This is a genomic window from Pseudomonas sp. PB120, assembly GCF_009761815.1.
Lineage (GTDB): Bacteria > Pseudomonadota > Gammaproteobacteria > Pseudomonadales > Pseudomonadaceae > Aquipseudomonas.
This window is the reverse complement of the sequence record NZ_RWIN01000139.1, coordinates 25,428-37,371: the sequence shown is the minus strand read 5'-3', so window position 1 is coordinate 37,371 and position 11,944 is coordinate 25,428. Positions and strand designations below refer to the sequence as shown.

Annotated in this window: 14 protein-coding genes and 1 pseudogene; 9 read left to right on the top strand and 6 right to left on the bottom strand. The window is 61.9% G+C overall.

Annotated elements, in window-relative coordinates; genetic code table 11:
* The 5 genes and pseudogenes from EJA72_RS25200 to EJA72_RS25180 form a co-directional block, all read right to left on the bottom strand.
* Nucleotides 1-211 (bottom strand): annotated as a pseudogene (locus tag EJA72_RS25200) (acetaldehyde dehydrogenase); the annotation flags it as partial.
* A gap of 12 nt (nt 212-223) precedes the next feature.
* On the bottom strand, nt 224-1,012 hold the full coding sequence (mhpD, locus tag EJA72_RS25195; protein WP_157714593.1) for a 2-keto-4-pentenoate hydratase: 789 nt from the start codon (nt 1,010-1,012) through the stop codon (nt 224-226).
* Nucleotides 1,013-1,026: 14 nt separating this feature from the next.
* Nucleotides 1,027-1,896 (bottom strand): alpha/beta fold hydrolase, encoded by an 870-nt coding sequence (locus EJA72_RS25190; RefSeq protein ID WP_157714592.1) that lies wholly within the window; start codon nt 1,894-1,896, stop codon nt 1,027-1,029.
* A 17-nt stretch (nt 1,897-1,913) separates the two neighbouring features.
* Nucleotides 1,914-2,867: a 3-carboxyethylcatechol 2,3-dioxygenase gene (mhpB, locus tag EJA72_RS25185; protein WP_157714591.1), complete on the bottom strand. Its 954-nt coding sequence runs from the start codon at nt 2,865-2,867 to the stop codon at nt 1,914-1,916.
* Between the two features lies 1 nt (nt 2,868).
* A complete protein-coding gene (locus tag EJA72_RS25180; RefSeq protein ID WP_157714590.1) occupies nt 2,869-4,527 on the bottom strand; it encodes a bifunctional 3-(3-hydroxy-phenyl)propionate/3-hydroxycinnamic acid hydroxylase in 1,659 nt (552 codons plus the stop codon).
* 134 nt (nt 4,528-4,661) lie between these two features.
* Here EJA72_RS25180 and EJA72_RS25175 point away from each other — a divergent pair, with 134 nt between their 5' ends.
* Entirely contained in the window at nt 4,662-5,438 is a 777-nt protein-coding gene (locus EJA72_RS25175; RefSeq protein ID WP_157714589.1) for a DNA-binding transcriptional regulator, read from the top strand.
* Between the two features lie 27 nt (nt 5,439-5,465).
* Here the strand turns inward: EJA72_RS25175 and EJA72_RS25170 are convergent, their stop codons facing one another.
* Complete coding sequence (locus tag EJA72_RS25170) at nt 5,466-6,038, bottom strand: TetR/AcrR family transcriptional regulator (protein WP_178129579.1); 573 nt, start codon at nt 6,036-6,038, stop codon at nt 5,466-5,468.
* Nucleotides 6,039-6,265: 227 nt separating this feature from the next.
* Between EJA72_RS25170 and EJA72_RS25165 the strand changes: the two genes are divergently transcribed.
* Genes EJA72_RS25165 through EJA72_RS25130 form a run of 8 tightly spaced genes read left to right on the top strand, consistent with a single transcriptional unit; the run spans nt 6,266 to nt 11,876 of the window.
* A complete protein-coding gene (locus EJA72_RS25165; RefSeq protein ID WP_157714588.1) occupies nt 6,266-7,552 on the top strand; it encodes an SRPBCC family protein in 1,287 nt (428 codons plus the stop codon).
* Nucleotides 7,553-7,557: 5 nt separating this feature from the next.
* Nucleotides 7,558-7,941 carry a hypothetical protein gene (locus tag EJA72_RS25160; RefSeq protein WP_157714587.1) on the top strand — a complete coding sequence of 128 codons (384 nt, stop codon included), beginning with the start codon at nt 7,558-7,560 and terminating at the stop codon, nt 7,939-7,941.
* 14 nt (nt 7,942-7,955) lie between these two features.
* Nucleotides 7,956-8,372 carry a cupin gene (locus tag EJA72_RS25155; RefSeq protein WP_157714586.1) on the top strand — a complete coding sequence of 139 codons (417 nt, stop codon included), beginning with the start codon at nt 7,956-7,958 and terminating at the stop codon, nt 8,370-8,372.
* Complete coding sequence (locus tag EJA72_RS25150; RefSeq protein ID WP_157714585.1) at nt 8,369-8,695, top strand: hypothetical protein; 327 nt, start codon at nt 8,369-8,371, stop codon at nt 8,693-8,695. Before EJA72_RS25155 ends, EJA72_RS25150 begins: the two co-directional genes overlap by 4 nt.
* Entirely contained in the window at nt 8,692-9,924 is a 1,233-nt protein-coding gene (locus tag EJA72_RS25145; RefSeq protein WP_157714584.1) for an NAD(P)/FAD-dependent oxidoreductase, read from the top strand. Before EJA72_RS25150 ends, EJA72_RS25145 begins: the two co-directional genes overlap by 4 nt.
* Nucleotides 9,921-10,478 carry a nuclear transport factor 2 family protein gene (locus tag EJA72_RS25140; RefSeq protein WP_157714583.1) on the top strand — a complete coding sequence of 186 codons (558 nt, stop codon included), beginning with the start codon at nt 9,921-9,923 and terminating at the stop codon, nt 10,476-10,478. The genes EJA72_RS25145 and EJA72_RS25140 overlap by 4 nt, the downstream gene beginning before the upstream one ends.
* 18 nt (nt 10,479-10,496) lie before the next feature.
* On the top strand, nt 10,497-10,865 hold the full coding sequence (locus EJA72_RS25135; protein ID WP_157714582.1) for a non-heme iron oxygenase ferredoxin subunit: 369 nt from the start codon (nt 10,497-10,499) through the stop codon (nt 10,863-10,865).
* A 3-nt stretch (nt 10,866-10,868) separates the two neighbouring features.
* The gene (locus EJA72_RS25130) at nt 10,869-11,876 is read left to right on the top strand and encodes an asparaginase (protein WP_157714581.1); all 1,008 of its coding nucleotides are present in this window, start codon (nt 10,869-10,871) and stop codon (nt 11,874-11,876) included.
* Nucleotides 11,877-11,944 lie beyond the last annotated feature (68 nt).

Sequence of the window (11,944 nt, the reverse complement as noted above, 5' to 3'; positions counted from 1 at the left end):
TATCGTTAAAAATATCCATGCGGGTCAGGCCTTCGACCCCTTCGTGGGTCACCGCCACGCCCATGCGCTGGGCGCGGGCCAACCCATCGGAGGCCGGGTCGATGCCGACCATCACGGCCATTTCCAGGTGCTTGGCGTTGCGCAGGATCTTGATCATCAGGTCGGTGCCGATGTTGCCGGAACCGATGATGGCGACTTTGAGTTTGTTCATGGGTAGTGCCTCTTATACAAAGTCGACAGCGACACGGCCGATGCCTTCGATTTCCGCCTCGAACCGATCCCCGGCGGCCACCGCCACCATCGGCCCGAGTGCCCCGGTCAAAATGATGTCGCCGGCCCGCAGCGGAGCGCCCAGGCGCGCCATGGTGCGAGCAAGCCAGACGGCGGCATTGAGGGGATGCCCCAGGCACTCGGCGCCGCTGCCGCTGGACACCACTTCACCGTTGCGGGTCATGCGCATGCTGGCCTGGCGCAGGTCCAGGCCATCGAGACGACGCACGGGGCCGCCGAGCACGAAGCAACCGCTGGACGCGTTGTCCGCCACGGTGTCGACGAAGCGGATGTTCCAGTCCTGCACGCGGCTGCCAACAATTTCCAGCGCCGGCACGACGCCACCGACCGCGGCCATGGCGTCGGCGAACGTGGTGTCGACGCGGGGCAGATCGCGTTCCAGGATCAGCGCGATTTCCGCTTCGATCTTCGGTTGCAGTACGCGGCTCACGGGCACGCTGTCGTTGTCGCCGTAGCACATGTCGGCGAACAGCGTGCCGAAGTCCGGCTGGTCCACGCCCAGTTGCGCCTGCACCTTGGGGTTGGTCAGGCCGATCTTGCGACCGACCACGCGACGGCCTTGGGCCACGCCGTACGCGACGTTAAGCCGTTGAATGGTGTAGGCGGCCTCGGCGTTGTCTTCACCGATGTGCTCGCGCAGCGGCGCGATGGCTTCGCTGTCGGTTTCGGCTCGGCGCAGGTCGGCGGCCAGGCGTTCCAGCGTGTCTTGAGTAGGGTTCATGTCAGCCTCGGTGATCAATGGGTCAGGAAGTCCAGGACCATGCGGTTGAAGGCCTCGGCGTGTTCCCACTGCGCCCAGTGGCCGCAACGGTTGAACACGTGCAGTTGCGCATCGGGCAGACCGGCCAGCAGGCGCAGGCCGGTGTCCATCGGCACGAAACGGTCTTCGCGGCCCCAGACCAGCAAGGTCCTGGCCTTGATTTCGTGCAGCCGGTGGCTGAAATCCGGGAACTGCTTGGGGTTGAGGGTGCTGCTCTTGACGAAGTTTTCCAGGTGGTCGCGGCGCGCGAGAATGTTGTCCAGTCGGGTCTGGAACAGTTCTTCGGTCAGGCTGCTGGCATCGAAGACGAAGACGTTCATCATCTTCTTCAGGTTCTCGATGGTCGGGTCGCGGTACAACGCGCCGATCAACTTGATGCCTTCGGTGGGTTGCGGGACGAACGCGCTCGGGCCGCCGGTGCCGCCGCCCATCAGGATCAGTTTGCCGATGCGCTCGGGGTAGGCGAGGGCGAAGGCAACGGTGCTGTGGCCGCCCATGGAGTTGCCGATGATGTGCACGCAGTTCAGATCCAATGCGTCGACCAGTCCCTTGAGGGCGCGAGCGTTGAGGTCCGAGCGCGAGCCGTCACACACGATCGGATCGCTTTTGCTCCAGCCCGGGCAGTCCATCAGGATCACTCGGTAACCGGCGCTCACCAGCGGTTCGATGTTGCGATGGAAGTTGGCCCAGCCGCTGGCACCGGGTCCGGAACCGTGGAGCATAACCACGGTTTCGGCGCCTTGGCCAACATCGTTGTAGTGCAGTCGCAGCTTCAACTCGCCTTCGCTGATGTCGACAAAACGGCTGGTAGAGGCTTCGGTGAAAACAGGCGCAGTGGCAGTCATGGCAGTGTTCCTCGGATTCATGGGTTGTTGTTCAGCGGCTGGGCGCCAAGGGCGGCGAAGCCTGCGATCCATTCGGGAATAGGGCGGTAGTAGCGGCCCTCGGTCTGGTAAGGGCCGAAGGCGCTGAGGGCGGCGAACGCGGCGACCCATGTTTTCACTTCGTGGGTGGACTTGCCGGCCAGCGCCGACAGTTCATCATTGCCCAAGGCATCGAGGTCGCTCAGGCGGCCCTGTTCGAGGGTGTCGAGAAACTGCCGGTCCCACGTCGGGTTGAGCGGGTGCAGGCAGCGCTGGTCTTCAACGAAATCCCGCGCCGCCTGAATGACGCGTTGCTGGCGCGCCTCTCGTTCATCGGCGGGTAACTGGCGACCGCTGCCCATTAATCGGTCGGCCATGCGCGCATCGACCTTGGCCAGTTCCGGCACCGGCGGTTGATGGGACAGCCCGCCGGACGCCAGGAACAGCACGCGCTTGTTCAATGTTTTTGCCCATTGGCCAATGGCTTCACCGAGTAAACGCGCACGCTTGAAACCGGGCAGTGGCACGGCGACCGAATTGATGAACACCGGAATCACCGGGCAGCTCTGCAAGCCGCCCAGCAACAGTTCCAGCGGCTGGGCGAACGCGTGGTCAACCTGCATGCGATAAGACACGGCGGCGTCGACGCCGGCGTCCAGAACGGACTGGGCGCAGTGTTCGGCCAGCGCCTTGGGCACGTCCAAAGGGCCGGCGGCGGTGTCGAAATCGCCGATGGCGTGGGCCGCCATGCCGATGCAGAAAGCCGGCATCACGTCATAGAAAAAGCCGTTGTAGTGATCGGGTCCGAAGAGCACGACCAGCTCCGGATCGAAGCGCGCAATGCGCTCACGGGCGGCGGCGATCATGCCGTCGACTTCACCCAGCACCTCAGGCGTCGGGTCGACAAAACCCACCAGCGGCGTGTGAGACAGGCAGTGCAAATAAGCGCTCATGTCAGGCCACCTTGCTGGCGCAGATCGCCACTTCGGGGGGGGCCAACGCTTTCAGCGCCAAGGCCAATTCATCACAGGCCTGGCCGATGGTTTGTGGGATGGCCAGCCCGGCGAGGAAGCGGTCCGGGCGTACCAGGGCGATGGACGATGAACCCCGGGCGAACCATTCCTTGAGACGGCCGGTGCTGTCGCCGACGCGGATCACTCCGTGACTCGCATCACTGGCGGCCTTGAGCTGGACGTCCGGCAGGACCTGGATAAAGCGCGTGCCCAGCGCTTGCCATTGCTCGATTTGTGCAGCGGTCAGGCCCCAGGTCGGGTCGCAGCCCCAGGCGATAATCGCGAAGTTTTTGCCGATCACTTCGTCCAGCAGCACGGTGTCGCCAGCCTCGGTCAGTACCCGCGGCTGAATGAACATCTTGCCCACAGGCGAGTTTTTTTCACTGGGTACGATCAAGGCGCCCTGCACGTATTGCGGCATTGGCTTGAAGCGCATTTCCACGAAATAGCGCTTGATTGGCGGCACATAGTTGAGCAGCCACGACACGCCATCGCGCAACGTACCTTGCCAGCGCTTGGGCGGTGCCAACACGTGGCCGGCCAATACGGACAGGTCGATCATCGCCTTGGCGTGGTCGCGGCGTTCCTGTCCATAGCTGTCGAGCAGGCTGTCGGCGGCCAGGCCCTTGATCACCAGCGACAGTTTCCAGGCCAGGTTGGACGCGTCGCGCATGCCGCTGTTGTAACCCTGGCCTTGCCAGACCGGCATGATGTGCGCCGCATCACCGGCCAGCAGCACGCGGCCTTCACGAAACTTGCCGGCCAGGCGGGCGTTGTGGGTGTAGACGCGGCTGCGGATCAGTTCGATGCGGTCCGGATTGGGCAGCACTTTGGCCAGCAACCGGCGCATGTTCTGCGGTTTGCTCAGCTCGGCTTCGGTCTCGCCGGGCATGACCATGAATTCGAAACGGCGCACACCGTGGGGCAGGGCCGCAGACACGTAAGGGCGCACCGGGTCGCAGCACAGGTAAACGTGCGGCGTGCTGAGCGGGTCGTTGGCGATGTCGACGACAATCCACTGATTCGGCGCGGTCTTGCCCTCGAAACTGATGTTCAGGCTGCGCCGCACCAGGCTGTTGCCACCGTCGCAACCGATCAGGTAGCGGGCATGCAGGCGTTCGCTGCGACCGTTCTGGTCCTTGAGGTTGAGCACCACGGCGCTGGTATTTTGTTCGAAGCCTTCAAGCTCACGGCCGAACAGCACGTTGACGTTGTCAAAACGCTGCAAACCTTCGAACAGCACGCGGTCGGCCAAGGGCTGGATGAAGGCGTTGCGCCGCGACCAGCCGAACTCGTCGGTCTTGGGCTGTATGTCGGCAAAGCAGCGGCCCTTGGGCGTCAGGAAACGCATGGCGTGCCAAGGGGTGGTGTGCGGCAGCACGTTGTCGGCCAGGCCAACCGCCTGGAATGTGCGCAGGCTTTCGTCGTCCAGGCCGATGGCGCGGGGATAGTCGATCAGGCTGTCGAGCTTTTCCACCAGGGTGACGTTGACACCACATTGGCCCAGGTAATTGGCAATCATCAAACCGACGGGGCCGGCGCCGACGATGGCAACGTCGGTGGTCAGCTCCACTGTGGCAGGCGTGGGTGCAGAACTCATGGGTATCTCCGTACAGCGCTTTTGGATTTCTTGTTGGGCGCAGTATGGAAATCACGGGACTGGTCGACAACGACAACCCTTGCTAGTGTGCACCAGGTGCACACCGTTGATTTATAAGAAAAATGGAACCATTCATGAGCGAAACAGAATACAAGTCCGTGCGTGGCCTGATGCGCGGCCTGGCTTTGATCAACGGGTTGAACCGCTTCGACGGCGGCGCCAGCACCGCGCAACTGGCCGAGCAGAGCGGACTTCATCGCACCACGGTTCGACGCTTATTGGAGACCTTGCAGGCCGAGGGCTATGTGCGACGCAGCGAGTCGGATGACAGCTATCGGCTGACGTTAAAAGTGCGAGAACTCAGCGAAGGGTTTCGCGATGAGCAGTGGATTTCCTCCATCGCTGCACCCTTGCTCGGCGAGCTGCTGCAGCAAGTCGTGTGGCCCACCGACCTGTGCACACTGGACGGCGACGCCATGGTGATTCGCGAGACCACGCACCGCTTCAGCCGCCTGTCGTTCCACCGTTCCATGGTCGGCCGGCGCCTGCCGTTGCTGATGACCGCGACGGGGCGCGCCTACTTTGCATACTGCTCGTCGGCCGAGCGCGAAGAGCTGATCGAGTTGATGATCAGCCGCGAGGATGAGCAATCGGCGCTGGCAGCGGATCGCCGTTTTGTTGAGCGCCTGGTGGAGCACACCCTGGGCAAGGGCTATGGCGAAAACAATTCCCACTGGGGCGAAGAACGCAAAATCGCCGCGATTGCGATTCCGGTCATGCACGAAGAACGGGTGATGGGCTGCCTTAATCTGGTGTACATCGCCAAGGCGATGCCCGTCGAAGAAGCGGCGCGCCGGTATTTGCCGGCGATGCGTGGGGTGGTGGGGCAGATTCAGACGCAGTTGGGGTGAGGCGTCTGTGGTGACGCCTCGCTGCACTTATTCAGGCAGCAGCATGTCCGTGAACAGATCGGCGACTTTTTCCATGTCGCGGCAATCGCCCATGCGCTGATTGATCACAAAGCCGTCAAACGCCATCCACAGGGTGTGTGCCAGCAGGCCGTCGGTCAGCAGGTAATGACGGTCCTCGGGGAGGGTCTCGAGCATCATCTCGCTGATCTGGGCCTCCGCCCACTTGAGCAGGTCATTGGGTTTGCCCTGTTGACGCGGGGCGCTGGCCAGGGCCTCGATCATGCAGTTGGCAAACGCCTGGTCTGCCACCGGCAACTCCGACCAAACCCCGATCAATATTCGTTTTAGCCGGGCCCGTGGCTGGCGCAGGCGGCTGACGGAGTCTTTGAGGCGGGTGACCTGGTCCTGAAACCACGGCGTGTAGATCGCATAGAGAATCAGGATTTTCGAATCGAAGTAGACATACAGGTTCGACACCGTCACCCCGGCTTCGCGAGCGATGCTGCTCATCGTGGTCGCCGTGTATCCCTTGTGTTTGAACAGGGTGAAGGCGGATTCGACGATGGCATCGCGGATTTCCATTTTTTTTATCTGCGCCACGCATTGCTCCTGGTTGATCGCTTTCGCACGCTCGTGCAATGGGGGCGAATCATACCAGTTAGGGCGGCTGCGGTGCCGCATCCATCGTTATTTAGAGACTTGTAATCGTTTTACAAGGGGTTTTCGTCAATAAATAGTCTGTTTTAAAGGGTTGTTGACAAGGTGGTGCACTCAATAACAGAATGCCATTCGTTAATTGGACGAACTGATGGGGTTTGAAAAAAATAATGAGCACCAAGCGCACCTTTATCACCGACGACTATCCCGAGCTGGGCAAAGGCCCGGTACCGGTAGAGCCCTACATTTCTCCCGAGTACTACCAGCGGGAAAAGGAACAGATCTTCAAGAAGACCTGGCTCGAAGTAGGCCGGGTTGAAGAAATCCCCAACGCCGGGGACTACATGGTCAAGGACCTGGCGTGCGCCGATGCCTCCATCATCGTCGTGCGCAACAAGAAGGGTCAGATCAATGCCATGCACAACGTGTGCTCGCACCGGGTCAACCAGATCGCGTACGAGAAATGTGGCAACACTCGCAAGTTCTCCTGCAAATTCCACGGCTGGGCGTTTGACCTGGATGGCAACCTGACCGGTGTGCCGGAAGAGGAATGCTTCTTCGATCTGGATAAATCCGCGAATGGTCTGGCACGAGTCGCCTGTGAAATCTGGCAAGGCTTCATCTTTGTCAATATGCAGGCCGAACCGGCGCAATCCCTTGAGGACTACCTCAAGCCCATGTTCGGTTCGATTGAAGGCTATCCCTTCGAAAAACTGACCTCGGGTTTTTCATGGGTGAGCGAAGTGGAGTGCAACTGGAAGCTGGCGTTGGACGCCTTTCAAGAGGCCTATCACGTTGCCTACATTCACGGCCTCTCGATTGCCGATGCGGTGGAGAAGGACGAAAACGGCGCCATGCCGCCACTCGGTGCGCTCTGCGGCGAATACCACCGTCGCCTGTCCCTGTCAGGCAATCAGAAGTCGGTCTACGGCAATCCGAAGGCCATGACGGAAGGCGGTGCGGCCTTTGAGGAAGCCCTGGTCGAAGCCAGCAAGTCCAAGCCGATTTCGGCGGCGGCGCTGCGTGGTGCAGCGGGCAGTGCCCGATACGATTTCCCTCTCGAGGCGTTGCCCGAGGGCATGAACTGGACCAAGAGCCCCAACTGGTTGTTCGACATCAATGTGGTGTTTCCGGACCTGTACCTGTCCCTGCGCCCCAACTACTTCCAGTGCTACACCTTCCGTCCCACGGCCTACAACCGCACGCGCGTCGAATGCCGGGTGTTCTACCCCGAGATGACCACGGCCGGTGGGCGCTTCTTCGTCGAGTACATGAAAGTCGCCCTGCGCGATGTGCTGCTCGAGGACATGAGCACCGTAGAACGCACACAGAAGGCCGCTGAAACCGGGGCCAAACGCTTCATGTTCCTGCAGGACAACGAAGTGCTCGTGCGCCATAACTATCACGCTGTCGAGCGCATGCTGGAACGCAATGCCGCTCAAGCCGTTGCGGAGTGAATACCATGAACATGATTGCAACCTCCCAGGCCGATCACCCGGTAAACGTGCTGTTGCCTGAAGCGTTCCAGACGCTGCAGGCCTATGTCGGCGTATGGGCGCTGGCGACTGAAACCGAACGTAATATCCAGCGCCATCGCCAGTCGATGCCCAGCATCATCGCGTTCAAGGACGCCATGCTGGCGCAGATCGACGAGCTGCTGGCGTTCGTCAACCGCAAACCCCTGGCAGAGCTCGACGAGGTGGACAGCACCTTGCTCAAGTTGCTGCTGTCGCTGGCCGAAATCGCCCCCACGGTCGAGTGCTACAACCAGCAGGAAGTGGTGTACGGATTTGATCCGCGCCGATTCGTGGCTGAAGAAGATTTTTCTCTCAAGCCTGTGTATTGAGCGCGGAGGTGGTTATGGGCAAGTGCAGGGTTTTTGGTATCGATGACGGGCTCAAGGAAGTCGTCGCCGACGGGTTGTACATGAAGCACCTGTTCGGCAAGAACATCAGTGTGTCGGTGGTGAAGTTCGTGGAAAAGGTCGGGCATGACCTGCCCGCCAAAGCGCATGTCCACGGTGAAGAGGCGTCGCTGCAACTGGTGGGCGAATGCACGGTGTTTGAGGGCGCTGGCGAGGAGGGTGATGTGGCGGTGCCGATGACGGCACAGAGCGCCATGATCATTCCCGCGCAATTGAGTCACTACGGCAGCAATCGCTTTGGCGCCGAAGGGGTGAGCATGCGCCTGAATGTGGTCACGCCGCCGCGACCGGAGTTCGGGCCGGAGGACAGCGTTCCCTACTACCCACTCAAAAACCGGGCGGATCAGTCATGAGCAGCCAACAGTGTGTTGTCATCCCGCCACTGGAGTCCGCTGAGGACAGCCAAATCAGTGGCGATGCATTCGATCTGCAACTGCGCCCGTTTGTCCAGGGTGAGTCGGTCATGGACGGCATCAGCGACCTGGGCGAGGAAGTCGGTGCGGTGGTCGAGGGCAGTTTCGATGTGTTCGCCGCCGACGAGTGCTACAGCCTCAGTGCTGGCGAGGCGATTGTCATTCCGCCACACGAGCCGCGCCGCTGGGTCTGCACCTCGGCCAAAGGGTTGCTGTATCGCGCCATTGTGCGCATCGGCGCGGTGCAGGAGTGCGCGTCATGAGTGCCCGGCGAATCGTGATCGTCGGCGCCGGTCATGCCGGCGGGCGTGTTGCCCAGCACTTGATCGAACTGGACGATGCCTGCCAGGTGCTGCTCATCGGTGATGAACCGTATGCCCCCTACGAGCGTCCGGCCTTGTCCAAGGCGGTGCTGGCGGGTGAGCAGGCGTGGGATGAGCTGATGTTGGCTGCCGATGATTTCTGGACTGCCCACCCTCGGCTCGAGCGTATCCGGGCGCGCGTCGTCGGGCTCGACCCCGAGCGGCGTCGCGTGAGTCTCGATGACGGGCGCCAGGTCCCGTTCGATGAATTGGTGGTGGCGACCGGCGGCGCGGCACGACCGTTATCCGTGCCGGGGGGCGATTTGCCAGGCTTGCATGTGCTCCGGGGGATCGACGATTGCGAGAAACTGTCGGCGACCCTGGTCGCCGGTTCGCGCCTGCTGGTGATCGGCGCGGGTGTGATCGGCATGGAAGTCGCCGCCACCGCATCGGGCCTGGGCGTGGCGGTCTCGGTGCTGGATGTGTCGGACCAGATTATGCGCCGCTGTCTGCCGGCACCTGTTTCGCAGTGGTTGGCAACCCGGCATCAGCAGGTCGGTGTGGTTTTCAAGTCGCAGGTCGGCGTGCAGTCCATTGCCTTTGATGGCGCGGTTTACCGGGTGCAGGTGCAAGGCCCGCAAGGCAGCGAGATGCTGGAGGCCGAGCAGGTGCTGCTCGCCATCGGAATCGATTGCGACACCGGGTTTATTCAGCAAGCTGGCATCACTTGCCACAACGGTGTGGTCGTCGATGCGTCCTGCCGCAGCCCTGACGCACCGTGGTGTTATGCCGTGGGCGATGTGGCCAACTGCGATAACGCTTTCTATGGTCGGTCGTTGCGTCAGGAGACCTGGCGCAATGCAGAAAACCAGGCGCTTGCGGTCGCCCGGCAGATTGCCGGAGACCCGCAGCCATACGGCGAAATCCCCTGGATGTGGACCGATCAACTGGGCCACAACATTCAGGTCGTCGGCTTGATCGACGAGGCGGATGCACTGGTCTGGCGCGGAGATCTTGACCAGGACAAAGCGACCCTGGTGTTGCTCAAGGAAGGTCGGGTCGTCGCCGGGGTCATGGTCAATCAGGGCAAGGAGCGCAAGGCGCTGGAAAGCCTGATTCGTGATCGGCGCGTGGTGGATCAAGCGTTGTTGAGCGACCTGTCCGTGTCCCTGAAAGCGGTGGCGGCATGAGCGACTTTTCGCAAATGGCCGAGCGCTTGCGCCGCCTGGAAGCCTGCGAGGCCATCCGGCAGCTCAAGGCCAGATACACGGCCCTGGCCGACGCCAAGTACACCGCCGATTACCGCAAACAGGCACCCGAGCGCCTGAAGGAATTGGCCGTTGCCCAGGCAGCGTGCTTTACCCCGCAGGCGATCTGGTATGGCGCTGAGTTCGGTGGCGACCGGGTCGGGCGTGACGCCCTGGCGCAATGGTTCGAACAGTCGCCGTGGTGCTTTGCTGCCCATTATTACGTTGGCGCGGACATCGAGGTCGACGCGTTGCAGGCGCGGGCCAACTGGCGTTTGTGGCAGTTGGCGTTGCGCGAAGACAGCGCGGAGGCGGTCCTGCTGATGGCGCGCACCGAAGAAACCTATCGCTACACGGATGCGCAGGGCTGGCTGATCGATTCGATGCGCTTTTGTGATGTGCAGGTGACTGCGCTGGGCAATGGTGCCATGCCCTTGGCCCCAGGGCTTGAGGCCTTGCGCGCGCGAACCCCTTTATCGATGCGCACCGCGCACTAATTGAATGAGCGAATTTTCATGACTGCATCGCAAGCATTGATATTTCCTGAACCGGCCAAAGACGGGCAGTGGGTGGCCGTCGGGACGATGGCCGAACTGTTCGGTCGGGGCGACTGCGTTGGCGTCCAGGTCAGTGGCCGCAAGGTCGGCCTGTTCAAGGTCGCCGGCGAGGTGTTTGCCGTCGACGACATTTGCACCCATGGCAACGCGCTGCTCAGCGACGGTGACCTGGACGGCTATGAAATCGAATGCCCGTTGCATGCCGGGGCGTTCGACCTGCGCAGTGGCAAGGCGTTGTGCAGCCCGTTACTCAAGAACACGCGATGCCACTTGGTGAACATCGACGGTGACCGTGTGTTCGTCCAGCTTGTCAGCCCGGAGGCTTGATCGATGACTACTCACTATCGTCCCAAGGTCGCCGTTATCGGCACCGGCGGTACATTCGCCATGCAGGCCCGCGACCCGTTTGACTGGATTGAATACAGCGAAAGTGGCGTGGTCTTGCCGATCGATCATCTGCTTGCGCAGTTGGGTGAAGTGGCCCCCCACATCGAGTGCGTACCGGTGACGTTCCGCGCATTAGGCAGCACCGCGATCACCCCGGCGGACTGGCTGGAACTGGCGAGCCTGATCAAGCGCACGGCGAACGAGTGCCCGGACATCGAAGGGTTCGTCATCACTCACGGCACGGCGACGATGGAGGAGACCGCGTACTTCCTCGACCTGGCCCTGGACCTGGACGCCGGGCTGGTACTGACCGGAGCCCAGCGCCCGGTCAATACCGCTGGCAGCGATGTGCTGGCTAACTTGCGTGCTGCGCTGGCAGTGGCGACCTGCGCCCGGTCCAAGGCCTGTGGTGCGCTGGTGGTCATGGATAACAAGGTGTACGCCGCCCGTGATGTGAGCAAGGGCTCGAGTTTCGATCTCAATGCGTTCGAGGCTATTCCTTACGGGCCGTTGGCGCAGGTGGATGCCCTGGCCCAGGTGCACTGGCGCCGCTGCCTGCCAGCCAGCGACTGGCATGCCCATTTCCAGTTTGAAGGCATCAGCGCGCTGCCTCGGGTTGATATCGCCACCTCCTATGCCGGTGCCGATGGCGCGGTCATCGATGCGCTGGTTGCCGCTGGAAGCAAGGCAATCATCAGCGCCGGGCTGGCGCCGGGTCGACCGGCTTCGGGCGAGGTGGCTGCGATCAAGCGGGCCATTGCCGCCGGTGTCATCGTGGTCCAGGCGACCCGGGCCTTGCGCGGAATCGTGCCGTGCCAGGCCTTTCTCCAGCGTGACGGTGTGCTGGCCGGTGGCGACCTGAGCCCGCACAAACTGCGCATATTGCTGATGCTGGCCCTGAGCCGAAACCTTCCAGCGGCACAGCTGCAGGCCTGCATTCTCGAGGCCTGACCACGGTGTGTCGTTGAGGCACTCCACAACAATAAGCACTTCGTAAGGACACCTGTCACCGGGTGTCG